At 74.7% G+C, this 21,093-nt stretch carries 19 protein-coding genes; 11 read left to right on the forward strand and 8 right to left on the reverse strand.

Annotation, left to right across the window (positions count from 1 at the left end; all coding sequences use genetic code 11):
- Positions 1–9: 9 nt before the first annotated feature.
- Together AC6JBM_RS03540 and AC6JBM_RS03545 are read left to right on the forward strand one after the other, a co-directional pair.
- Positions 10–1,374, forward strand: coding sequence for a Rid family hydrolase (locus AC6JBM_RS03540; RefSeq protein ID WP_497982174.1), 1,365 nt, complete (start codon positions 10–12; stop codon positions 1,372–1,374).
- Between the two features lie 12 nt (positions 1,375–1,386).
- Positions 1,387–2,169 (forward strand): SDR family NAD(P)-dependent oxidoreductase, encoded by a 783-nt coding sequence (locus AC6JBM_RS03545; RefSeq protein ID WP_497982175.1) that lies wholly within the window; start codon positions 1,387–1,389, stop codon positions 2,167–2,169.
- Positions 2,170–2,193: 24 nt separating this feature from the next.
- Here AC6JBM_RS03545 and AC6JBM_RS03550 read toward each other — a convergent pair whose 3' ends face one another.
- From AC6JBM_RS03550 to AC6JBM_RS03560, 3 genes are read right to left on the reverse strand one after another with little or no spacing between them, the layout of a single operon-like run.
- A complete protein-coding gene (locus AC6JBM_RS03550; protein ID WP_497982176.1) occupies positions 2,194–3,003 on the reverse strand; it encodes an IclR family transcriptional regulator in 810 nt (269 codons plus the stop codon).
- Positions 3,000–3,788 (reverse strand): IclR family transcriptional regulator, encoded by a 789-nt coding sequence (locus AC6JBM_RS03555; RefSeq protein WP_497982177.1) that lies wholly within the window; start codon positions 3,786–3,788, stop codon positions 3,000–3,002. Before AC6JBM_RS03555 ends, AC6JBM_RS03550 begins: the two co-directional genes overlap by 4 nt.
- Before the next feature lie 45 nt (positions 3,789–3,833).
- Entirely contained in the window at positions 3,834–4,307 is a 474-nt protein-coding gene (locus AC6JBM_RS03560) for a carboxymuconolactone decarboxylase family protein (protein WP_497982178.1), read from the reverse strand.
- Between the two features lie 178 nt (positions 4,308–4,485).
- Between AC6JBM_RS03560 and AC6JBM_RS03565 the strand changes: the two genes are divergently transcribed.
- The gene (locus AC6JBM_RS03565) at positions 4,486–5,817 is read left to right on the forward strand and encodes an FAD-dependent oxidoreductase (RefSeq protein ID WP_497982179.1); all 1,332 of its coding nucleotides are present in this window, start codon (positions 4,486–4,488) and stop codon (positions 5,815–5,817) included.
- Between the two features lie 49 nt (positions 5,818–5,866).
- Here the strand turns inward: AC6JBM_RS03565 and AC6JBM_RS03570 are convergent, their stop codons facing one another.
- Positions 5,867–7,051 (reverse strand): hypothetical protein, encoded by a 1,185-nt coding sequence (locus AC6JBM_RS03570; protein WP_497982180.1) that lies wholly within the window; start codon positions 7,049–7,051, stop codon positions 5,867–5,869.
- Positions 7,052–7,067: 16 nt separating this feature from the next.
- Here AC6JBM_RS03570 and AC6JBM_RS03575 point away from each other — a divergent pair, with 16 nt between their 5' ends.
- Positions 7,068–8,084 (forward strand): hypothetical protein, encoded by a 1,017-nt coding sequence (locus AC6JBM_RS03575; RefSeq protein ID WP_497982181.1) that lies wholly within the window; start codon positions 7,068–7,070, stop codon positions 8,082–8,084.
- On the opposite strand, the gene AC6JBM_RS03580 is transcribed toward AC6JBM_RS03575, so the two are convergent.
- Entirely contained in the window at positions 8,085–9,104 is a 1,020-nt protein-coding gene (locus AC6JBM_RS03580) for a hypothetical protein (RefSeq protein WP_497982182.1), read from the reverse strand.
- A 41-nt stretch (positions 9,105–9,145) separates the two neighbouring features.
- On the opposite strand from AC6JBM_RS03580, the gene AC6JBM_RS03585 reads away from it, so the two are divergent.
- Together AC6JBM_RS03585 and AC6JBM_RS03590 are read left to right on the forward strand one after the other, a co-directional pair.
- A complete protein-coding gene (locus tag AC6JBM_RS03585; RefSeq protein WP_497982183.1) occupies positions 9,146–9,646 on the forward strand; it encodes a hypothetical protein in 501 nt (166 codons plus the stop codon).
- Positions 9,647–9,649: 3 nt separating this feature from the next.
- Positions 9,650–10,762, forward strand: a complete 1,113-nt coding sequence (locus tag AC6JBM_RS03590) for a UDP-galactopyranose mutase (protein WP_497982184.1) — start codon at positions 9,650–9,652, stop codon at positions 10,760–10,762.
- Here AC6JBM_RS03590 and AC6JBM_RS03595 read toward each other — a convergent pair.
- On the reverse strand, positions 10,725–11,393 hold the full coding sequence (locus AC6JBM_RS03595; protein WP_497982185.1) for a hypothetical protein: 669 nt from the start codon (positions 11,391–11,393) through the stop codon (positions 10,725–10,727). The two genes, AC6JBM_RS03590 and AC6JBM_RS03595, sit on opposite strands and share 38 nt — an antisense overlap.
- Positions 11,390–13,159 (reverse strand): carbamoyltransferase family protein, encoded by a 1,770-nt coding sequence (locus AC6JBM_RS03600; protein WP_497982186.1) that lies wholly within the window; start codon positions 13,157–13,159, stop codon positions 11,390–11,392. The genes AC6JBM_RS03595 and AC6JBM_RS03600 overlap by 4 nt, the downstream gene beginning before the upstream one ends.
- A gap of 149 nt (positions 13,160–13,308) precedes the next feature.
- Between AC6JBM_RS03600 and AC6JBM_RS03605 the strand changes: the two genes are divergently transcribed.
- The 5 genes from AC6JBM_RS03605 (at position 13,309) to AC6JBM_RS03625 (ending at position 20,105) form a co-directional block, all read left to right on the forward strand.
- Positions 13,309–14,283: a glycosyltransferase family 2 protein gene (locus AC6JBM_RS03605; protein ID WP_497986407.1), complete on the forward strand. Its 975-nt coding sequence runs from the start codon at positions 13,309–13,311 to the stop codon at positions 14,281–14,283.
- Positions 14,280–15,482, forward strand: coding sequence for an ATP-grasp domain-containing protein (locus tag AC6JBM_RS03610; RefSeq protein WP_497982187.1), 1,203 nt, complete (start codon positions 14,280–14,282; stop codon positions 15,480–15,482). The genes AC6JBM_RS03605 and AC6JBM_RS03610 overlap by 4 nt, the downstream gene beginning before the upstream one ends.
- A 137-nt stretch (positions 15,483–15,619) precedes the next feature.
- Entirely contained in the window at positions 15,620–15,859 is a 240-nt protein-coding gene (locus AC6JBM_RS03615) for a DUF6289 family protein (protein ID WP_497982188.1), read from the forward strand.
- Positions 15,860–15,921: 62 nt separating this feature from the next.
- Positions 15,922–16,575 (forward strand): DUF998 domain-containing protein, encoded by a 654-nt coding sequence (locus AC6JBM_RS03620; protein ID WP_497982189.1) that lies wholly within the window; start codon positions 15,922–15,924, stop codon positions 16,573–16,575.
- A 569-nt stretch (positions 16,576–17,144) separates the two neighbouring features.
- Entirely contained in the window at positions 17,145–20,105 is a 2,961-nt protein-coding gene (locus AC6JBM_RS03625; RefSeq protein WP_497982190.1) for an ATP-binding protein, read from the forward strand.
- Here AC6JBM_RS03625 and AC6JBM_RS03630 read toward each other — a convergent pair.
- On the reverse strand, positions 20,050–20,853 hold the full coding sequence (locus AC6JBM_RS03630; RefSeq protein WP_497982191.1) for an SDR family NAD(P)-dependent oxidoreductase: 804 nt from the start codon (positions 20,851–20,853) through the stop codon (positions 20,050–20,052). The two genes, AC6JBM_RS03625 and AC6JBM_RS03630, sit on opposite strands and share 56 nt — an antisense overlap.
- Positions 20,854–21,093: the final 240 nt, after the last annotated feature.

Genomic DNA, 21,093 nt, shown 5'->3' on the forward strand with positions numbered 1-21,093 from the left:
GAGTGCGAGATGAGTGACACTGGCCGTCAGGTCGTCGAGGTGCCGGGCGTCGAGTTCCCGGAGTGGTACCCCAGCAGCACGGCCGTCACCGCCGGGCCGTTCGTCTTCACCGCGTCGCTGTCGGCGGTGGACTGGAGCACCGGCACGCTCGCCCCGGCCGCCCGGGTCGAGCCCGGGCTGCCCAACAGCAGCGGGCACCCGGTGAAACTGCAGGTGCGGGAGGTGTACCAGCGGCTGTCCACGACCCTGGAGGCGGCCGGGTCGGGCCTGGACCTGGGCGTGTCCATCAACCAGTGGCACCCGAGCTACCACGGGCCCGCCGAGCGCCACGAGCCGCTGCGCGACCCCTACGAGCTGTTCTGGGAGAAGTGGCGCTACCAGGCCCACGCCTACATCCAGAGCCGCGACGAGTTCCTGCTCGCCGACCGCCCCGCCAGCTGCCTCATGCCCATGGACCGGCTGGTCAGCGCGGAGGAGCTGATCGAGGTCCAGCTCGTCGCGCTGCGCGCCGGCAGCGGGATCACCAAGCGCGCCTACGCCCACGACGTGCACAGCCCGCTCGGCGGCTACTCCGTCGGCGTCGAGTCCGGCCCGTGGGTGTTCAGCGCCGGGTTCATCGCCACCGACTTCGAGACGGGCCTGCACCCGAACGCCCGGGTGCCGCACCACATCTGGTACGGCAACCAGGTCGCCGCCGAGGTCGAGGAGACCCTACGGCAGATCCGCATCACCATGGAGGCCAGCGGCGCCCGGTGGGACAACGTCGTCAAGGTCGTCACGTACCTGACCCCGCACGGCATCCGCAACATGCCCGCCGTCGACGAGGTCTTCGCCAAGCAGTGGCCCGAGCACCCGCCCGCGCGGGCGATCGTCCCGGTCACCGGCATCGGCGGCGTCAACGGCGGCAACGTCGAGATCTTCGTCATCGTCGCCCGGCCCGAGCACGGCGGCGAGCGCGAGGTCGTGCACGCCCCCGGCGCGCTCGCCCCGCTCGGCCACGAGGCCCAGGCGATCCGCTCCGGCCCGTTGCTGTTCCTCTCGACCCAGCTGGGCCGCACGGCGACCGGCCCGTCCGCGGACACGCTGCGCTGGAAGTCCGGCGCCCCGCACACCCGCCGGCACATCGCCGACCAGGTCGCCCGCATCCAGGACAACGTCCAGCGCATCTGCGAGGCGGCCGGCACCAGCATCGAGAACACCGTCAAGGCCGACGTGTACCTCACCGACATGGCCGACCTCGGGGCGTTCGCCGGCGCGTGGACCGGTGCCTTCTCGTCCGGCCTGCCGGCGTCCGGCTTCTTCGAGGCCCCGCCGTCGTCGCACGAGGTGCCCGGCTGCGACGTCGCCGTCGACCTCGTCGTCCACTGTCCATAAGGGAGTGTCAAGATGATCAACACGCTGGATCCGGCGCAGTCGCCGGCCCTCGGCGCCGCGCTCGGCCTCGCGGGCGAGACCGTCCTGGTCACCGGGGCCACCCGCGGCATCGGCGCGGCGCTGGCCACCGGCCTGGCCCGCCTGGGCATGCACGTCGTGGCGGTCGGGCGCGACAAGGAGCGCCTGGACGCGCTGGCCGGCGCCGAGGGCCTGTCCATCCACCCGGTCGAGGCCGAGGTGACCGACGAGGACGCCATGGCCGCCGCGTTCGACACCGCGGTCTCGGTCACCGGCCGGCTGCTCGGCGCCGTCGCCAACGCCGGCATCGCCTTCGTGCGGCCGTCGATCGCGTTCAGCGCCGAGGACTTCCGCAAGACCCTCGACGTCAACGTCGTCGGGGTCTTCCTCACCACCCGCCTGGCCGCCGAGCGCTTGGGCGAGGGCGGGTCCGTCGTGCTCACCAGCTCGACGTTCTCGGCCTCGGCGTTCGACCAGTGGGCGGCGTACTCGGCCAGCAAGTCGGCGGTGTCGATGCTGGCCCGGTCGCTGGGCGCGGAGTGGGCGCCGCGCGGGGTGCGGGTCAACGCGGTCGGCCCGACCGCGACGCTGACCGACCAGAACCGCGACTACCTCGGCGTGCCGGAGAACAGCGCGGGCATCGTGGCCCGCATCCCGGCCGGACGGCTGCTGGAGCCGGAGGAGCTGGTGCTGCCCTTCGCGTTCCTGCTCAGCCCGAAGAACCAGATGATCACCGGGCAGACGCTCTTCGTCGACGGCGGCTGGACGCTGCCCTAGCGGACGGCCGGAGGGCTCCGTCCCTCAGGCGATGACGCCGTGGCCCATCTTGCGCGAGAGGCGGGTCGTCACCTCGAGCAGGGCCGCGGCGCACGCCTCCGGCCGGAAGCGCTCCGCCGGGCCGCACACGCTCATCACCGCGCGCGGCTCGCCCCGGTAATCCAGGATCGGGGCGGCCACCGACGCCGTGCCCAGGTCGCGCTCGCTCTGCGAGTGCGACCAGCCGCGTGTGCGGATCTCGTCCAGCTCGGCGCGCAACGCGTCCGGGTCCAGCGGCGGCCGCCCGCCGGGTCCGTCGAGCGGCCCCGCGAGCACCGTCTCGGCGTCGGCCGCCGTCAGGTGGGCCAGGAACGCCTTCGAGCTCGCCCCGATGTGCAGCGGGAACGGCACGCCGACGCTCACCATGCGCACCACGTCGCGGTCGGGCAGCACCTGCTCGACGTAGTAGCGGGTGAGCCCGGCGCGCCGGGACAGCGTCACGGTCTCGTTCGTGGCGCGGCACAGCCACGGCAGCTCCGGCGCGGCGAGCGCGGTCACGTCCAGCCGCGACAGGTAGGACTGGCTCAGCGTCAGCACCGTCGGGCCGAGCCGGTACCGGTGCGTCGCCTCGTCGATCTCCACCATGCCGCGGCCGCGCAGCGAGGTCAGCAGCCGGTGCACGGCCGCCTTGGACAGCGACAGCTTCTCCGCCAGCTCGGTCACCCCGAGATCCGGCGCGTCGCTGCGCACGAAGCAGATCAGCACGTCGAGGGCGCGCTCGACGGTCGCCGCGGTGCCGCCGAGGTCGCCGGCCGGGGCCTCCGCCGGGTCGGTGCCGTTGGCGCTCGTGCTCATGCGGCCGCGTCCAGCTCGGCGGTGATGCGCGCGACCGCGGCCAGCAGGCGCGCGGCGTGCGCGTCGGCGTCGAAGCGGGCCTCGGGGCCGCAGACGCTCATCGCGGCGACGACCTCGCCGCCCTTGCGGATGGGTGCGGCGACGGCGGCCGCGCCGGTCTGGCGCTCCGAGGACGAGCGCGCGTAGCCCTGCGCCCGGATCTGCTCCAGCTCGCGGCGCAGGCTCCGCGGGTCGGTGCGGGTCTGCGGGGTGACCGGGTCGAGGCGGCCGGTGAGGTACCGCTCCCGCTGCGCCTCCGGCAGGAACGCCAGGATCGCCTTCGACGACGCGCCCGCGTGCAGCGGGAACGGCACGGCCAGCTGCACCATCATCACGACCGGGCGGTCCGGGGTGACCTGCTCGACGTAGTAGCGCCGGTCGCCGGAGCGCACCGACAGCGTGGTGGTCTCCTGGCACTCGTCGCTGAGCGGGCGCAGCGCCGGGATGGCGGCGTCGGCGGCGACCAGGCCGCGTTGGTAGCGCAGGCCCATGCTGACCGCCAGCAGCCCGAGCGAGTACCGGCGGGACTCCTCGTCGAGCTCGACGAGGTTGCGGCTGCGCAGGCTGGTGAGCACGCGGTGCACGGCCGGCTTGGACATGCCCAGCTCCTGGGCGATCTCGCTGACCCCGAGCGTGGTGGCGCGCACGCTGCTGAACAGCAGCAGCACGTCCAGCGCGCGGTCGACCGTGCTGGCCGAGGCGCGCGGCTCGGCGATCTTCGGCATGCGGGCCGGCTCCTCATCCACGCGGAAGTCAAGCATCGTGCACCGCCGATCCTACGGGCCGCGGGCTCAACGGTTGCGGGGTCCGAGGGTATTGGCCAGCCGGGCGACGCCGCAGTAGAACGCGGCCACCACCAGCAGCTCGGTCAGCTGCCGCTCGCCGAGCTCCGCGCGCAGCACCCGCAGCGCCTCCTCGTCGGCGTGCCCGTCGCGGGCGACGTCCTCGGCGAGGCGGCGGGCCGCGGCGGCGAGCGGCGCCGGCGGCGGCTCCAGGCCGGCGGCCAGGCGGCGGTGGGCAGTGTCCACGTAGGGCGAGCCGACCAGCTCGGCGACGCGGATGATGACGAGCTCGGAGAGGGCCGGCGACACGGTAAGGCCCTCACGCAGGGCGCGCACCAGGTCGATCCAGCCCGACAGCAGGGCCGGGGCGTTGCCGAGGATCGCGAAGAGGTCGCTGACGTGCCCGAAGAGGCCCTCGGCCTTGGCGTAGGCGTCCTGGACCGCGGGGTCCGGGTCGGTGCGCGCCACCCGTGTGAACTCCAACCGTCGAACCTCCGCCAGTCCGTACCGATAATCGGTATTCCGTTCCGCAGAACGGTACCGCCGCTGATTCTGGCAGGTCAAGAACGATGCGCGAGCATTGACCGGGCCGCGTCCCGCCCCTAGAGTTCTTGCAGGAACACCGTTCCCGAAATCGGAACGTCCCCCGGGAGGCGCGCACATGACCGACGTCGACGTCCTAGTCGCCGGGGCCGGGGGAGCGGGCCTCAGCGCCGCCCTCGCCGCCGCCCAGCGCGGCGCCTCGGTGGTCGTGGCCGAGGCCTTCGAGCACTTCGCCCGCGGCAACAACACCTCGATGAGCACCGCGATGATCCCGGCCGCGGGCACCCGCTGGCAGGCCGCCGCCGGGGTCGCCGACGACGCCGGGACGTTCCTGGACGACATCGCCCGCAAGACCAAGGGCCGGGCCGACGAGACCATCGCCCGGGCGCTCGTCGGGGTGGGGCCGCGGCTCGTCGAGTGGCTCGACGGCGAGTGCGGGATCCCGCTCGAGCTCGTCACCGACTTCAAGTACCCGGGCTTCTCGCGGTACCGCTGCCACACCGTCGCGAACCGGGCCGGCCGCGACCTGCTCGACGGGCTGCTGCGCGCGGCCGCGGCCCTCGACGGCCTCGACATCGTCGCCCCCGCCCGGCTGGCCGAACTGTCCACACAGGACGGTGTGTGGACGGCCGTGCTCACCCGGCCCGGCGGCGCCACCGAGACCGTCACCGCGCGGGCGGTCGTGCTCGCCACCGGCGGCTTCGGCGCCGACGCCGAGCTCGTCAAGGAGTACATCCCGGAGATCGCCGCCGGGGTCTACGCCGGCGGCGAGGGCTGCCGCGGCGACGCGCTGCGGCTGGCCGGCGAGCTCGGCCTCGACACCGGCTACCTCGACGCCTACCAGGGCCACGGCTCCTGGGCGATGCCGCACGCGACCCTGCTGACCTGGGCCGCCGTCATGCACGGCGGCATCATGGTCAACGCGCACGGCGAGCGCTTCGGCGACGAGACCGTCGGCTACTCCGAGTACGCCCGCAGCGTCCTGGCCCAGCCCGGCGCCATCGGCTGGATGCTCGGCGACCACCGGGTCCACGAGGCCTGCCTGCCGTTCCAGGACTACCGCGACCTCGACGCCGCCGGCGGCGTGCGCTGGAGCGACGACCCGGCCGCCGTCATCGGCTGCGCGCCGGAGACGCTCGCCCGGACCCTGGCCGAGGCCGGCCCCGGCGACCGGTTCGGCCGCACCCACTGGGAGCAGCCGCCGATCGCCCCGCCCTACTTCCTCGTCCGGGTCACCGGCGCGCTCTTCCACACCCAGGGCGGCCTGCTCGTCGACGGCGACGCCCGGGTGCTGCGCGGCGGCGTGGCCGTCCCCGGCCTCTACGCCGCCGGGGGCGCCGCGGCCGGCATCAGCGGCACCGGCGCCGACGGCTACATGGCCGGCAACGGCCTGCTCGGCGCGCTCGGGCTGGGCTACCTGGCCGGCCGGCACGCGACCGCGGGGGCCTGACGGGCCCGGCTGAACTCCGGTGGCCGTCCTGCCGACGAAGTCGGGGCGGTCACCGGCCGGCCCGGGCCGAGCGCTCGCCGGCCCGCAGCAGCGGCCCGCGCACGGCGAGCCCGGCGACCAGCGCCAGCACCGCCCCCGTGGCCCCGCCGGCCTCGACGAGCCACCAGCCGGCCACGGCGGTCACCGCGAGCGCCACCACGCCGCTGAGCGTGGAGCGGGCCCGGGCGCGGTCGTCGCCGCTCTCGACCACGAACCCGGCCCAGGTGACCGCCGTGTAGACGGCGATCTCCGCCGCGACGGCCGCGACGAGCAGCGGCCCGCTCGGGCCCCACGCGACGAGCGCCGCGGTGCCGGCCGCGGTCACGCCCGCCCCGGCCAGCGCCGCGCCGAGGGCCACGCGGCGCACCAGCGCGGCGGCCGGGCCCGGGTGCGCGTCCAGCCAGGCCGAGAGCCGCGGCTGCCACAGCCGCAGCAGGTAGCCCCACAGCACCCCGGCCGCGCCCGAGACGAGCATCGCGACGTAGAACGCGCTGATCTGCTGGGCCGGGACGCGTCCGGCCTGCTCGGCGTACAACACCGGGACCCCGGCCAGCGCGACCGCCTCGCCGGCCGCGAGCAGGCCCATCGCCCGCAGCGCCGCGAGCGCCTCGGCCCGGGGCACCGCCGGGCGCGCCGGCACCGTGCGCCACAGCGCGGCGAGCAGCACGGCGGTGACGAGCCCGGCGGTCGCGGTGAGCACGCCGAGGATGACCCCGACGCCGGCCCCGGCCAGCAGCGCCAGGGCGACCGCGACGCCGTAGCCGGCCCCGATCGTGGCGAACGCGGCGGCGTCGGCGTGGGCCGCGCCGCGCAGCCGCCACAGCCCGACGAGGACGGTGGCGGTCCCGGTGCCGGTGTAGAGCGCGGCCGCGGCGGCGTAGGTGACCGCGGCGTGGCCCGGGACCAGCAGCGCCAGGGCCGCCCAGCCCAGCAGCGCGACCGCGAAGGGGGCCAGCGCGAACCACACGAACAGCGGCTCCAGCCGCCGGCCTCCGGGGGCGCCGACGAGCACGAGCGCGGCCCGTTCGGTGCCCCCCGAGAGGGCGAAGAGCCAGCTCATCACCCCGGTCGCGGCGGCGTAGGCGGCGAAGGCGACCGGGCCCCAGGCGGCCAGCAGCACGACGCCGGCCGCCCACTGCGCGATCCGCGCCGTGCCGCGCCCCGCCACGAGGAGCGCCACCGTTCCCGCACGCATCCCTATATTTAAGGGCATGGAACTCGAAGTGGAGTTCGCCGATGCCGCCCAGGCCGAGCCACCGCCCGGCTGGGACGACTTCGTCGACAAGGGCGCCGCGCACCCGGTCTGGCGCTGGTCCGTCGTGCACGCCGCGGCCGGCCCGCGCCGGGGCGCCGCCGTGGCCGCGCTGCTGCGCGACGGGGGCGAGACGGCCGGCCTGGTGTACGCCCGGCTGACCGGCCCGGGCCGCACGCTGGCCGACGTGGGCTGCCCGGGCTCGTCCTCGATGCCCGGCCTGGTGCTGCGCGGCGGCCTGCCCGGCGTCCTCGACCCGGCGGGCGGCGCGGCCGGCGACGGGCCGCTGCTGGCCGCGGCCCTCGCCGCGTTCGAGGCGGCGCTGCGCAAGGAGCACCGGCGGGTGCGCGCGGTCGCGTACCGCTCGGTCTTCGCCGGCGAGCTGCCCGTCGTGGCCGGGCGCCTGAGCCTGGTGGGGCGCGGGCTGCCGGTCACCATGTTCACGAACACCTTCGAGGACTACGAGCGCTACCTCGCCGGGCTGAGCCAGTCGCGCCGGGCCAGCCAGCGCCGCCAGGTCAAGCTCGTGGCCCGCGAGCCCGGGCTGGAGTCCTCGTTCGGCCCGCTCACCGGCCCCGTCGACCTCGAGCGCTTCAACGCGCTCGCCGACACCACCAGCGGCCGCCACGAGACCCGGCGGTGGCCCCGGCCGCGGCGGCTGCCGCATCCGCTGCGGGTGGCCATGGCCACGGTGCCGGGGGTGCTGGCGGCCCGCTACGAGCGCGGCGGGGAGCTCGTCGGGCTGGGGATCAACTTCGATCATCCATCGGTACCGCTGGCGGGTCCCTGGGGCGCTCTGGACCCGCACGAGGGCGGGCCGCGGGGCCTGTGGTTCGACCAGCACGCGCGCATCCTGCGCTGGGCCATCGAGTCCGGGCGGGCCGGGGTCATCGGCGGCAAGGGGCTGGTGGAGCTCAAGGCCGAGCTGGGCTACGACATCGTCCCCCAGTGGCTCGTCCTGCGCCGGCCGCGCTGATCACCCGGCCCCGGCGAGCCGGCGCAGCACGGTGAACTGGGGCACCGCCTCGAAGCCGAGCTCGGCCTTCTGCGCCATGAGCCCCTTGCCGGCGATGTACCCGCCGCGCCCCGACTCGATGGCCCAGCGCAGCGAGCGGGCGAAGTGCTCGTACCAGATCCCCGACCGGCCGCCCTCGTGCGGGTCCAGCGCCGCCCACGGCCCGGCCAGCGGCGCCGACGGGTGGTCGAAGGTGATGGTGGCCCCCACGAGCCGCCCGTCCGCGGCGGTGTAGCGCAGCAGCCGCGCCCCCGGCACCGCGGCCTGCGCGGCGTGGAACTCCAGCGACCAGCGCCGCCGCGGCGGGAACCGGCGGCGGTGGTTGCGCCGGTCGGTCTGCTCCGCGAGCGCGTGGAACGCGGCGGCGTCGAAGCGCTCCGGCGCCGGTCCGAAGTGGACGGTCACGCCGGGGTCCCCGTCGGTCTGGCGCACCAGCCGGCCCTGGTCGCGCCGGCGCTTGCTGGGCAGCGTCGCGAGGTACTCCTCGTAGCTGCCGAACCGGTTGCGCAGCACGGCCACGTCGTCGCCGCGGCGCACCAGCCCCACGCCGCGCGCCAGCACCGGCAGCGCGCCGGGGTAGACCTGCCGGTAGGACACCGCGCGTATCCGCCGCCGGTGCCGCCCCAGCGCCGCCTCGAACGCCGCCGTCACCGCGCCGAGCAGCTCGTGCGGGCCGGGCGCGAGGCCGGGCGGGAGGTCACCGGGCAGCGCCACGCCGGGCAGGGACATCGAGCCCGGGCACTCCACGTCGGCCACCGTCCCGCCCGGCCCGATGAGCCGGGCGTGCACGAGCGCGGCCGTCCGGTCCCCGTCGCGCACCACCGCCGCGACCGTCGCCCCACGGCGTGCGGCGGCCACGGCGCGCACCAGCGACCAGTCCCACACCGGGTGCAGCGGGGCGTCGCGGACCAGCTCGGCCCAGCCCGCCGGAGGGTCGGCGGCGGTCGGGTCGGCGAACTGCACGGCAAGGTTCCCCTGCATGACAACAGCTTATGGGCATCGATGGCTTGTATGCTCGTGGCGTGTCGGTGCTGTTGTTCGGGGCGAACCCCGGTCTCACGCTCCACGACGGCGAGCGGACCGTCGCGTTCGCCTCCGCGTGGCGGGTCGACTGGTCGGTGCGGGGCGCGGGAACGGCGCTCGTGGTGTGGCACGACGGCGAGGTCCGGATCGCGACCGAGTCCCCGGACCTGGGCCGCTGGCTCGGCGAGGGGTTCGTGCGGCACTTCCCGGAGGTCGCCGGGCTGCCGTGGCCCGAGCCGGCCGTGACCGTGGCGCCGGTCCGCCTCGAGCTCGACCACGCCGCCGGGCTGCGCGCGAGCGCGGGCGACGTCGAGCTGGAGATCACCGGGGCGGGGCAGCCGCGCGCGATCGGCGTCGAGGCGTTCCCGGGCAACGGGCTGCGGCTCACCAACGTGTACATCCCGTGCGAGAGCGGCCGCCTGCGCCTGGGCGGCACCGAGGTCGCGGCCACCTCGGCGAACGCGTTCCTGGCCGACGCCGAGGTCTGGTCTGGAGGCTGATCAGTGTCGATCACAGCCACGCGCCCCGTGCGCATCGTCGGGGCCGGCCTCGCCGGGGCGACCGTCGCCCACGAGCTGCGCCGGGCCGGCCGGGCGGTCGAGGTCATCGAGGCCGACCCGGACTGGGGCGGGCAGCTGCGCACCGCGTCGGCGGCCGGCATCCTCTACGAGCCCACCGGGGCGCACATCTTCCACACCGCCGACGAGGAGGTGTGGCGGCTGGTCAACACGCTGGTGCCGATGCGGCCGTACCGCCACCGCGTGCGCACCGAGGTCTTCGGCCGCATCATGAGCTGGCCGCCGCAGCTGTCCGAGCTGCGCGAGCTGCCGCAGTGGCCGGTGATCGAGCGGGAGCTGGCCGCGCGCCCCGAGCGCCCGTCCGGGGACAACCTCGAGGCGTGGTGCATCGAGCTCATGGGCGAGACGCTGTACCGCGAGTACATCGAGGGGTACACCCGTAAGCAGTGGGGCTGCGAGCCCAGCGAGCTCGCCGCGGTCTGGGCGCCCCGCCGCATCGAGCTGCGCGAGGACGGCCACCTCGACCTGTTCCGCGACCCGCACCAGGGCTGGCCCGAGGGCGGCTACCGGCGGCTCGTCGACGGGCTGCTGCGCGGCGTGCCGGTGACGCTGGGCACGCCGGTCACCGTCGCCGACTGGGACGAGCTGTGCGCCGGGGCCGCCGCGGTCGTGCTCACCTGCGCCCTCGACGATTTCTTCGCCGACGCGCTGGGCCCGCTGGCCTGGCGCGGGGTCCGCTTCGTGCACCGCTGGTTCCCCGACGCCGAGCACGTGCTGTCGGCCGGGGTGCTCAACACGCCCGGCCTGCAGCACCCGCACACCCGCGCGATCGAGACGAAGTGGATGAGCGGGCAGCGGGAGCCGGGGACGATGGTCAGTTACGAGTACCCCAACGCCCCGGCCCGCCACTACCCGGTCGACGACGTGCAGGGGACCAACCGGGACCTGCACCGCAAGTACGAGAAGCTGCTCGCCCAGCTTCCCGGCCCGCCGCGGGTCCTCGCCGGCCGGCTGGCCACCTACACGTACATCGACATGGACCAGGCGATGCGCCAGGGCATCAACGTGGCGCGGAAGCTGCTGACGCTGGTCGACTAGGCAGCCGGGGGTCCAGCCGGGTGCGCAGCCACGGCAGGGCGAGCACGACCCCGGCCAGCACCAGGTGCACGGCGCAGAAGGCGATCGCACCCGCGGGCGAGGCCGGCGAGCCGGTGAAGACCGTGATGTGCGAGGCCCACGTGAAGCGCTCGGGGCGCCCCTCCGGCCAGTCGTAGAGGTAGAAGAACGTGATGTCGTTGAGCCCGGAGACGAGCACCAGCGTGGCCGCGAAGCCCAGCCGCAGCACCCGGCCCGACGGCGCGCCGCCGAGCCGGTAGCCGAACAGCACCGCGAGGATCGTGAACGCGTTGACGAAGATCGCCATCTGGTAGAACGACGGGAACGCCGCCGACTGGTCGGTCGCGTCGGCCAGCCCGAGCACCCGCAGCGTGTAGAGCGTGTCGACCACGCCCATGTAGCCGACCACGACCACGGCGAGCAGGGCCAGGCCGATCCCCGGCCGCTGCGGGAACCCGCCGATGGCGAGCACCGCGAACACGACCGGGGCGAGGCGCAGCACGAACTCCGCGGGGTTGTCGATGGTCCGGTCCGGTGGCATCACCACCATGAGCAGCAGGGTCAGCGCGCCGCCGGCGACGCCCGCCAGTAGCCAGCCCCAGCGTCGGATCACGACTTCTCCGTCCAGAAGGGGCCGAGCGCGAGGGCGTCCATGCCGGTCTTGAGGTAGCAGCGGACCGCGTCGGCCGGGGTGCAGACGATCGGCTCCTCATTGTCGTTGAACGAGGTGTTGACCACCATCGGTACGCCGGTCAGCCCGTGGAACTCGGTGATCATCTCGTGGTACAGCGCGTTGTCCTCGCGCGAGACGGTCTGCACGCGCGCGGTCCCGTCCTCGTGGGTGATCGCCGGCACCACCGTGCGCTGGTGCTCGAGCACGTCGAAGACCAGCAGCATCACCGGGCTCGGGTAGCCGCTGGCGAAGTACTCGCCCGCGTGCTCGGCCAGGCAGGACGGCGCGAACGGGCGGAACGGCTCGCGGTGCTTCACCTTCTCGTTGAGCCGGTCCTTGGTGTCGAAGCCGCGCGGGTCCGCGACGATCGAGCGGTTGCCCAGCGCCCGCGGGCCCGCCTCGATGCGGCCCTGGTACCAGCCGACGATCTTGCTGGCCGCGACCGCCTCGGCGGTCGTGCGGGTGATGCGCTCCGGGCGGGTGTAGGCCAGCCCGGCCTCGGCGAGCGCCTTCTCCATCTCGGCCTCGGTGTACTCGGGCCCGAGGAAGATGTAGTTGCCCCGGTGCCGGGGCGCCCCGTGCCGGCTGCTGACGATCATCGCGGCGCCGAGCGCGGAGCCGTCGTCGGCCGAGGCGGGCTGGGCGAAGAACTCCTCGAACGGGGTCTCCAGCAGGATCTTGCCGTTCATGACGCTGTTGAGCGCGACCCCGCCCGCGGTGCACAGGCGGGTGCGGCCGGTGTGCGCCTGCAGCCAGCGGGCCACGTGCAGCCCGGCCTCCTCCAGCGTGTTCTGCAGCGCGTAGGCGATGTCGGCGTAGTGCTGCGGCACCGCGTCGCGGGTCTTCGGCCGCGGCTCGCCGAAGCGGTCGACGAACTTCTGCGAGACCCGGTGCTTGCCGGTCGCGTGGTGGCGGAACCAGCTGAGGTCCAGCGCGTAGCGGCCCTCGTCCTCGAGCCGGATCAGCTCGCGGAAGTCCTCGACGAACGTCGGCTTGCCGTAGGCGGCCAGCCCCATGATCTTGCCCTCGTCCTTGGCCGGGTGGAAGCCGAGCCAGCCGGTGACGCACGCGTACATCGCGCCCAGCGAGTGGGGGAACTTGACCCGGCGCACGTCGACGATCCGGTCCCCCTCGGCGACGCCGAGGAACGTGGAGGTGCCGTCGCTGCCGATGCCGTCCCAGGTGATCAGGGCCGCGTCGGTCCACGGCGACAGGTGCAGCGCGCTGGCGGCGTGGGCGTGATGGTGGTCCACGAGATGCACCTTGAAGTGCGTTCTGCCGCTGTACCCCACCGCCTCGCGCAGGATGCGCCCGAGCGTCATGGACCGGCGCAGGTGCAGTAACAGCGCCCCGCCGACGTGATAGTCGTCCGAGTGCGTCTGGGCCCCTCCGCCCGACAGCGTCGAGCGCATGCTCTGGGCCCGTTCCGCGTAGTCGCCGCCGTCGTTGCGGAACACCGCCAGGGTCGCCGGCAGGTGCCGCAGGAAATGGGTGCCGGCGTGCAGGACCTCGCGCGGGGCCTGCCAGAAGTACGCCACGTGGTCGACCTCGCCGAGGGTGATGCCGGCGTGGGCGAGGCACCATTTGACCGCCTCCGCCGGGAACGCCCCGTCGTGCTTGATTCGGGTGAATCGCTCCTCTTCGCTGAACGCGACGATCTGTCCGTTGAGCAGCAGAGCGGCGGCCGAGTCGTGGTGTTGGCTCAACCCGAGTACATACATTGAAGAGTCCCGTCGTCGGTGGACGCCTTGATCATTGATCGTAATCGTTTCAAACGATCGTTTGGATCGGAAGTCCGACGATGGTATTGATATTGACAGCAGTCATCGCTGCGATCGGTGCAACCCCCGTGACGATGGAAGGCCTACAGGTGCATCCATTTACGCTGACGGTCGTCGTTCCCTGCCTTGACGAGGAGGAGAACATCGTCCCGGTCTACGAGGAGATCGTGACCGAATTGGCCGGATTCGATGACCTCGAAATCCTGTTCGTGGACGACGGAAGCACCGACGAGACGCTGGATCGAATACGATCCCTGGCTGCCCGCGATCGACGAGTGTCCTATTTATCCTTTACCCGCAACTTCGGGGTGGAACCGGCGTTCTCGGCCGGATACCGCTACGCCCGCAACGACTGGATCCTGCACCTCGACGCCGATCTGCAATTCCCCCCGGCCGAGGGCCGCCGGCTGATCGAGACCGCGCGCACCGGCTACGACGCCGTCTTCGGCATCCGGGTGGACCGCAAGGACCGCTGGTCGCGCCGCGTCTCCTCGAAGATCCACGACCTCATCGCCCGCCGGCTGCTCGGCATCGAGCTGCCCGCCGGGGCCACCACGTTCCGGCTCGTGCGGGCCTCGCTCGCGCGCCGGATCGTCGACCTGCGGCTGGGCACCCCCTACTTCCTGGCCACCGTGCCCCGGCTGACCGCCGCGTGGACGACGGTGCCGACCGCGCACCGCCCCCGGCTGCGGGGCGAGCCCAAGGTCCGCTGGCGCGGCCTCGCCCGCCACTCGGTGGAGCTGTTCGTGTCGTACTCCGACCGGACCATGGCCGCCGCGGTCACCGCCTGCCTGCTCGCCGCCCTGCTCGCCTTCGCCGGCCTCGCGGTGACCCTCGCCGGCGTCTCCGCCTCGGTGCTGCTCTGCCTCGCCGCCGGCATCGCCCTCGCCGCGCTGGCCGTGATGGGCCGCTACCTGGTGCACATCGGCCGCGGCCAGCCCCGCACGCCGCTGTTCCTGGTGCGCGAGGCGAACATCCCGATCGCCCCGGCCGACCTGCTCGAGCCCGGCCCGGCCCAGCGCCCGGCCCGGCTGGCGGCCGCCTCATGACGACGCTGCTCGTGCTGGGCGGCGCCGACGGCGCGCTCGGCACCCTCCGCCTGGCCCGGACGCTCGGCGTGCACACCATCTGCGCCGACGCGCGGGCCGACGCTCCCGGCGCCGCCGTCGCCGACGAGCTGCTCAACGTGAGCACCCTCGCCGTCCCCGCGATCGTGGCCGCCCTGCGCGGCCGGCGCGTCGACGGCGTCGTGTCCCCGGCCAGCGACGTGAACCTGCCGTCGCAGTACGCCCTGGCCACCCGGCTGGGCCTGCCGTGCGGGCTGTCGGAGGAGGCCGTGCGCGCCTCGGTCGACAAGGGCTACTTCCGCTCCGTCTGCGACGGCCTGGGCCTGCCCGGCCCGCGCTGGTGGCAGGGCCCGCACCGGCAGGCACGCCAGGGCCTGCGCGACGCCGCGGTGCCGTGGCCGCTGATGGTGAAGCCCACCGACTCCAGTGGCAGCCGCGGCATCACCCGCGTCGCCGAGCCCGCCGGCCTCGGCCCCGCGCTCGCCGCGGCCGCCGCGTTCTCCCGCCGGGACGTCGTCATCGTCGAGGAGTACCTGACCGGCCGGCACTTCACCGCCGAGGCCGTGGTCGTCGACGGCCGGATCGCCGCGACCGGGGTCACCGAGCGGCGGCTCACCGACCCGCCGTACTTCGTCACCACCGAGCACTGGATGCCGGGCGGCGACCGGGCCGAGGACCTGGCTGAGCGCGCCCGCCCGGTGCTCGACGAACTGTGCGCCGCGCTCGGCTACCGCTGGGGCGCCCTCAACGCCGACCTGCTGCTCACCCCCGACGACCGCCTCGTGGTGGGGGAGTGGGGCGCGCGCACCGGGGGCAACGGCGTCGCGGAGCTGCTCGGCCTCGCCTACGGCGTCGACGCGACCGAGGTGTACGTGCGCATGGCGCTCGGCGAGCGCGTCGAGGTGTCCGCCGAGCCGCGCGGTCACGCCGCGTTCCGGGTGCTCGGCGCGCCGGTGGAGGGCAAGCTCGTCGGCGTCGACGGGATCGAGGCCGCGCGCGCGGTGCCCGGGATTGCCGACGTGGTCGTGGCCGCGGCGCTGGGCGACACCGTGGTGCCCTACACCCGGGCCGGGGCCAAGCTCGGCTACCTGCTCGCCTCCGGCCCCGGCCGCGCCGCCGTGGCCGAGTCCCTGTCCGCCGCCGAGTCGGCCCTGCGCTTCGACATCGAGCCGGACGCCTGAACGCGCCGGGCGGACGGTCCCGCCGTCCGCGCGGCCGAGCCGATGCACAGCCCATCGTCTGCACAGCCCATCGTCTGCACAGCCCATCGTCTGCACAGCCCATCGTCTCCACAGCCCATCGTCGAAGGGAAGAGGACATGCTCCGCCGTACCCTGCTCGCCCTGGTGGTCACCGGCGCCGTCATCGCCGGCGCCCAGGCCCCCGCGAGCGCGATCCCGGTGCCGCCACCCGGCGGGGACCTGCTCATCGTCTTCGCCTACTACGCCGACTCGGCGAAGACCCAGCTCATCGGGCAGTCGTGGACCGGCTGCGGCCAGCCCGCCGGCAGCTGGGGCGTGACCTCGGGCATCCGGCAGGTGTTCTTCACGCCCTGCTGACCGGTGGCGGCCTGGCTATATAGGCCTTGACTTAATTAAGTCGAGGCTGACATAGTCCTGGCATGCACACGTTCGACAACGCCGCCGGATCAACCAAGGCATTGCTGACCTGCGGCATGCTCGCCGGGCCGCTCTACATCGTCGTGGTCGTCCTGCAGATGCTCACCAGGGACGGGTTCGACATCGGCCGGCACCCGGCGAGCATGCTGAGCAACGGCGACCAGGGATGGATCCAGATCGCGAACTTCGCGGTCAGCGGCCTGCTGTTCGTGGCGGGTGCGGTCGGGCTGCACCGGGTCCTCGGGCGGGCGGCGGGCCCGGGCGCCACGTGGGGGCCCCGGTTGATCGCCGTCCTCGGGGCCGGGATGCTCGGCGCCGCCGCGTTGCGGGCCGACCCCGCCGACGGCTTCCCACCGGGCACGGCGCGGGGCATCCCGGCCACGATGAGCTGGCACGCGGCGGCGCACCTCCTCGTCGCCGGGGTCGCCTTTCTCGCGCTCGCCGCCGCCTGTTTCGTCTTCGCCCGGCGGTTCGCCGCGACCGGCCGCGGCGGCCTTGCGGCCTGCAGCGGCGTGACGGCTGCGGCCTTCCTCGTCACCTGGAGCCTGCTGCTCACCCTGCAGGGATCGCGCCCGGTCAACGTCGTCTTCGCACTCGCGATCGGGCTCGCCCTGGCCTGGGCGTCCCTGCTCGCCGCGCTCCATCGGCCGGCATGAGTTCCGGGACGGAGGGCGCAATCCGTATGCCCATCTCCAGGAGGCTCCTCGCGGTCCCGAGCGCAACGCTGCTGGCCGGTCCCGGCCGCTGTCCTGGCCACCGAGCAGCAGGCCGGCGCCGCCCCGGAGGTCCGCTCGGGCCTGGTCGCGCTGTGCACGCCCGACCCGCTGGGACCTGGGCCGCAGCACGCGCGACGGCGAGGGCGGCGCGGCGGCCGTGCGGCTGATCCGGTCCCTGTTCGACCGGGACTTCACGAAGATGGCCGTGGTCATCCGGGACGGCGGCAGCGGCGCGACGCACGCCGGCTACGTCGAGCGCGGCGGGCGGCTCACCGACCTCACCGCGACGGACACCGGCTTCGGCTCCACAGCGGGTGGACCGCACCGGCGAGCTGTCCGCCCTGGGCGCCGACGCGATCTTCGTCGAGTGGCGCTGACCGGCGCCGCGGGGCGGCCACCGTCGCGGCCGGGCCCGCAGCTGTCATACATGCGGCTGACAGTCGAGGGTCGCATCGGGAACCGTGGGCGGTCACGGAAAGATCCAGAACCGCACGTGAGGTGTCGTGAACATGGCCGCTGCATCCGAGGCCCGGGCAGACCTGACGCTCGGCGTGCTCGGCCCGACCGTCGTGCGGCACGACGGCCGGGCCGTCGCCACGGGCGGCCCGGCACCGCGGACGCTGCTGTGCCGCCTGATCATCGCCGGCGGCCGGTTCGTGTCGATCGACGCGCTGGTCGACTGCCTGTGGCCGCACGAACCGCCGCCGAGCGCGCGGATCACCGCGCAGGGCTACCTGTCCGTCCTGCGCCGGGCCCTCGAGCCCGGCCGCCGGCCCCGGCAGCCCGGGCGGGTGCTGGTCCGCGACGGGGCCGGCTACGCGCTGCGGCTGGGGCCGGCCGCGCTCGACGCCGACCGGTTCGCCGCGGCGGTGACCCGGGGCCGGGACCTGCTGGCCGGCGGCGACGCCCGCTCGGCGCTGGCCCGGTTCGACGAGGCGCTGGCCCTCTGGCGGGGGCCGGCGTACGCGGACTGCGCCGACCACGCGTTCGCCCTCGCTGAGTCGCAGCGGCTCCAGGAGCTGCGGACGGGGGCCGCGGAGCACCGCCTGGCCGCGCTGATCGAGTCGGGCGCGCACGAGACGGCCGCCGCGCAGCTGCGGGCGTTCCTGGCCGAGCACCCGCTGCGGGAGCGGGGCTGGGCGTTGCTGGCGCGGGCGCTGTACCGGGAGGGCCGGCAGGGCGACGCGCTGGCGGCGCTGCGGGAGGCGCGGAACCGCCTGATGGACGAGCTCGGCGTGGAGCCCGGGCCGGAGCTGGCCGGGCTGCACCACGACATCCTGGACCGGGCGCTCACGCCGGCGCCGCCCGTCGAGCGCGCCGAGGCCGCCGGGAGCCCGGGCAACCTGCCGCACCCGATCTCGGCGCTGGTGGGGCGGGCCCGCGAACGGCAGGTGGTGTCCGAGATGCTGAGCCGGCACCGCCTGGTCACCCTCACCGGCGCGGGCGGCATGGGCAAGACGAGGCTCGCGCTGGCGGTGGCCGGCGCGCGCCGCGACGCCGACGGCCCGTGGTTCGTCGAGCTGGCCGGCCTGCACGAGCCCGCGGAACTCGCCGGTCGGCTCTGCGCGGCGCTGCGCATCACCGGCACGGGTGGCCTCGACACCCTGATCGCGGCGCTGCGCACGCGCACGATGCTGATCGTCCTGGACAACTGCGAGCACCTGGCCGACGCGGTCGGTGCGGTCGTCTCCGCGCTGCTCGGCGCGTGCCCGAACGTGCGCGTGCTGACCACCGGCCGCCAGTCGCTGCGCGTCGACGGGGAGCACCTGTTCGAGGTGCCGCCGCTGTCCGGCGGCGTCGAGGGCGAGGCGGTCACGCTGTTCGTCGCGCGGGCCGCCGCCGTGCTGAGCGGCTGGTCGCCGGGCCCGGACGAGCGGCGGGTGATCGCCCGGCTCTGCGCGGCCCTCGACGGCATGCCGCTGGCCATCGAGTTCGCCGCCGCGCAGTGCCGTGTCCTGTCCCCACGGCAGATCCTCGACCGGCTCGACGACCGGTTCGCGCTGCTGGCCGGGGAGCGCACCAGCTCGCGGCACACCACGCTGCTGGGCCTGATGGACTCGTGGTACGACCTGCTCAACGGCGCCGAACGGGAGTCGCTGCAGGCGCTGGCGGTGTTCGAGGGCGGGTTCGGGTTGTCCGCGGCCAGGGCGGTCACCGGGCGCGGCGACGCCCTGGCCGACCTGACCAGCCTGGTGGAGAAGTCCCTGGTGACCGTGGCGACCGTGGTCGACGGCGACGACCGGCGCTACGTGATGCTGGAGACGATCCGGCAGTACGCGCTGCGCCGCACGCCCGCCGGCCGCCGTGAGGTGCTGGGCAGCCGGCACACTGCCTGGGTCGGCGAGCTGGCGGACGTCGCCGGCGACGAGCTGCGCGGGCCCGGCAGCGCCCGGTGGATGCGGCGGCTGCACATCGAGAGCGACAACGTGCGGGCGGCGCTGCGAAGGGCGAGCGCGGCCGGTGACACGGCGGCCGTGCTGCGCATCGGCGGCGGGCTCTACTGGTTCTGGTACCGGCAGGGCCGCGCCGGCGACGGCCGGCACTATCTGGAGCTCGCGCTGCGGCGGGCCGATCCGCGGCTGCACGGGCACGCGCCGCTCGCCCGCGCGGCCATGGGCCTCGCGCTGCTGCGCTACGTCGGCGGGGCGCTCGACCAGGTCGCGGAGGCGCTGGCGGTGGCCGCCCGGCACGGTGCCGCCACCGAGGACTTGGGGGTCCGGGCGCAGGTCCTCGCGACGATCGCGTACTTCGAGGCCGGCGGCGGCACCGTGGCGGTGGCGATGCGGCACGCGGGCGAGGCCCTGGCCCTCGCCCGGTCGGTCGGGCACCGGGCCACGGCCGCGGAGGCGCTCATGTGCCTCGGCGAGGCGCAGCGCCGGTGCGGCCCCGCGTCGCTGGCGAAGGCGACGCTGGCCGCCGCCCTGCACGAGGCCGACCGGTGCGGCCACGGCTGGGCGACGGTGTCCGTGCTGTGGCTGATGAGCAAGATCGAGCTGTCGCTGGACCGGCCCGTCCCGGCCGCGGTGCTGGTCCGGCGGATGCTCGAGGAGGCTCACCGCAGCGCGGACACGACCGGGTGGCTCGTGAGCGTGGCGATGCACGCGCACCTCATGGACCGTGCGGGCCGGGCCGAGGACGCGGTTGAGCTGCGCGCGACGGTGCGGTCGCTGGGCGATCGCGCGGGATACCAGGCCGAGGCGATGGACGCCGAGCTGGCGGGCTACCTCGCGGAGATTGCGCCGGGCAGCCCGCCGGGCCGGTTCGCGGCGGCCGAGGCGCGCGGGCGCGACCGCTCGGTGGAGCAGACGATGGCCTGGCTCCGGTCGGATCCCCCCTTCGGTGATTCCCCGTTCGGTGATTCCCCGCTCGGGGATCAGCCGCGCGCGCTCGGCGCCGGGGTGATCTCGCCCGGGGTCACGGTGCCGGATGCGCGGGCGGGACGGACGCCTCGGGCAGTGGGACACCGGTGAGGTCGGCGCAGCGGGCAAGCAGGCTCTCCAGCAGCGCCGGGTCCAGGACGGCCGCGGACGGCTGCCACTCGCGCTCGCTGAAGTAGTGCCCGCTGACCAGGACGTCGGGGTCGGTGCCGGCGGCCAGGCGTACCTGGGCCCGCGCGGCGTCGTCCGGGCTCGTCGGCGCCGCGTCGCCGCCCATCTTGGTCCGCACCCACCCGGGGTCGACCGCGTTGCTCAGCGTTCCGGGCCAGCGGCGGGCGACGGCGACGGCGAGCATCAGGTCCAGCAGCTTGGAGGTGGAGTACACCTCGGTCCCGTTCCACGGCCGGCGCTCGCCCTGCAGGTCGTCGAGGTCGACGACGCCGTCCGCGGCCATCGCCGAGGAGACGAACAGCAGCCGCTCCGGCTGGGCCAGCAGCGCCGTCAGCAGGTACGGCGCGAGCACGTTGACCTGGAAGGTCGACTCCAGCCCGTCGCCGGTCAGCTCCCGCTGCGGGCTGTCCAGCCGGGCGATCCCGGCGTTGTGCACGATGGTGTCGAAGCGGCCGAACGCGGCCAGCGACCCGGCGAGCGCCTTGGTCTCCTCGAGCGAGCTCAGGTCGCCCACCGCGATCCCGGCCGCCTCCGGCAGGGCCGCCTTGGCGACCGCCGCGCGGTCCTCGTCGCGGGCGTGCAGGATCACGCGATGACCCTCGGCGACGAGCTGGGCCGCGGTTCGCAGGCCGATGCCGTCGACCGAGCCGGTGACAAAAATGGTGCGCATGAAGTCCCTTTCGTCGTGTGCCGACCCACGATGGCCGCGAGGTTGGGAATCCGCTGGAACTTGGTTGGGGATCGCCGCGGCCGACGGGGCGCCGGGCCCCCGTCGCTGTGACCCTCGTCACGTCATGTGACCGGGCTGGCGCGCACCGTACGGTATTGATCACGATCGGGTAACGGCAAATCAACACGTGTTGCTCGTGTAAACGTGCTCGTCACATGCTCGCAATCACATCAACTGCAA

This window comes from Dactylosporangium thailandense, assembly GCF_059739745.1.

What these genes read in the sequence shown, in the direction of transcription:
- AC6JBM_RS03575 (WP_497982181.1), top strand. Translation starts at nt 7,068, where the DNA reads ATGGAACTCGAAGTGGAGTTCGCCGATGCCGCCCAGGCCGAGCCACCG.
- AC6JBM_RS03540 (WP_497982174.1), top strand. Translation starts at nt 10, where the DNA reads ATGAGTGACACTGGCCGTCAGGTCGTCGAGGTGCCGGGCGTCGAGTTC.
- AC6JBM_RS03630 (WP_497982191.1), bottom strand. Translation starts at nt 20,853, where the DNA reads ATGCGCACCATTTTTGTCACCGGCTCGGTCGACGGCATCGGCCTGCGA.
- AC6JBM_RS03610 (WP_497982187.1), top strand. Translation starts at nt 14,280, where the DNA reads ATGACGACGCTGCTCGTGCTGGGCGGCGCCGACGGCGCGCTCGGCACC.
- AC6JBM_RS03625 (WP_497982190.1), top strand. Translation starts at nt 17,145, where the DNA reads ATGGCCGCTGCATCCGAGGCCCGGGCAGACCTGACGCTCGGCGTGCTC.
- AC6JBM_RS03545 (WP_497982175.1), top strand. Translation starts at nt 1,387, where the DNA reads ATGATCAACACGCTGGATCCGGCGCAGTCGCCGGCCCTCGGCGCCGCG.
- AC6JBM_RS03550 (WP_497982176.1), bottom strand. Translation starts at nt 3,003, where the DNA reads ATGAGCACGAGCGCCAACGGCACCGACCCGGCGGAGGCCCCGGCCGGC.
- AC6JBM_RS03565 (WP_497982179.1), top strand. Translation starts at nt 4,486, where the DNA reads ATGACCGACGTCGACGTCCTAGTCGCCGGGGCCGGGGGAGCGGGCCTC.
- AC6JBM_RS03620 (WP_497982189.1), top strand. Translation starts at nt 15,922, where the DNA reads ATGCACACGTTCGACAACGCCGCCGGATCAACCAAGGCATTGCTGACC.
- AC6JBM_RS03580 (WP_497982182.1), bottom strand. Translation starts at nt 9,104, where the DNA reads ATGCAGGGGAACCTTGCCGTGCAGTTCGCCGACCCGACCGCCGCCGAC.
- AC6JBM_RS03605 (WP_497986407.1), top strand. Translation starts at nt 13,309, where the DNA reads ATGGAAGGCCTACAGGTGCATCCATTTACGCTGACGGTCGTCGTTCCC.
- AC6JBM_RS03570 (WP_497982180.1), bottom strand. Translation starts at nt 7,051, where the DNA reads ATGCGTGCGGGAACGGTGGCGCTCCTCGTGGCGGGGCGCGGCACGGCG.
- AC6JBM_RS03615 (WP_497982188.1), top strand. Translation starts at nt 15,620, where the DNA reads ATGCTCCGCCGTACCCTGCTCGCCCTGGTGGTCACCGGCGCCGTCATC.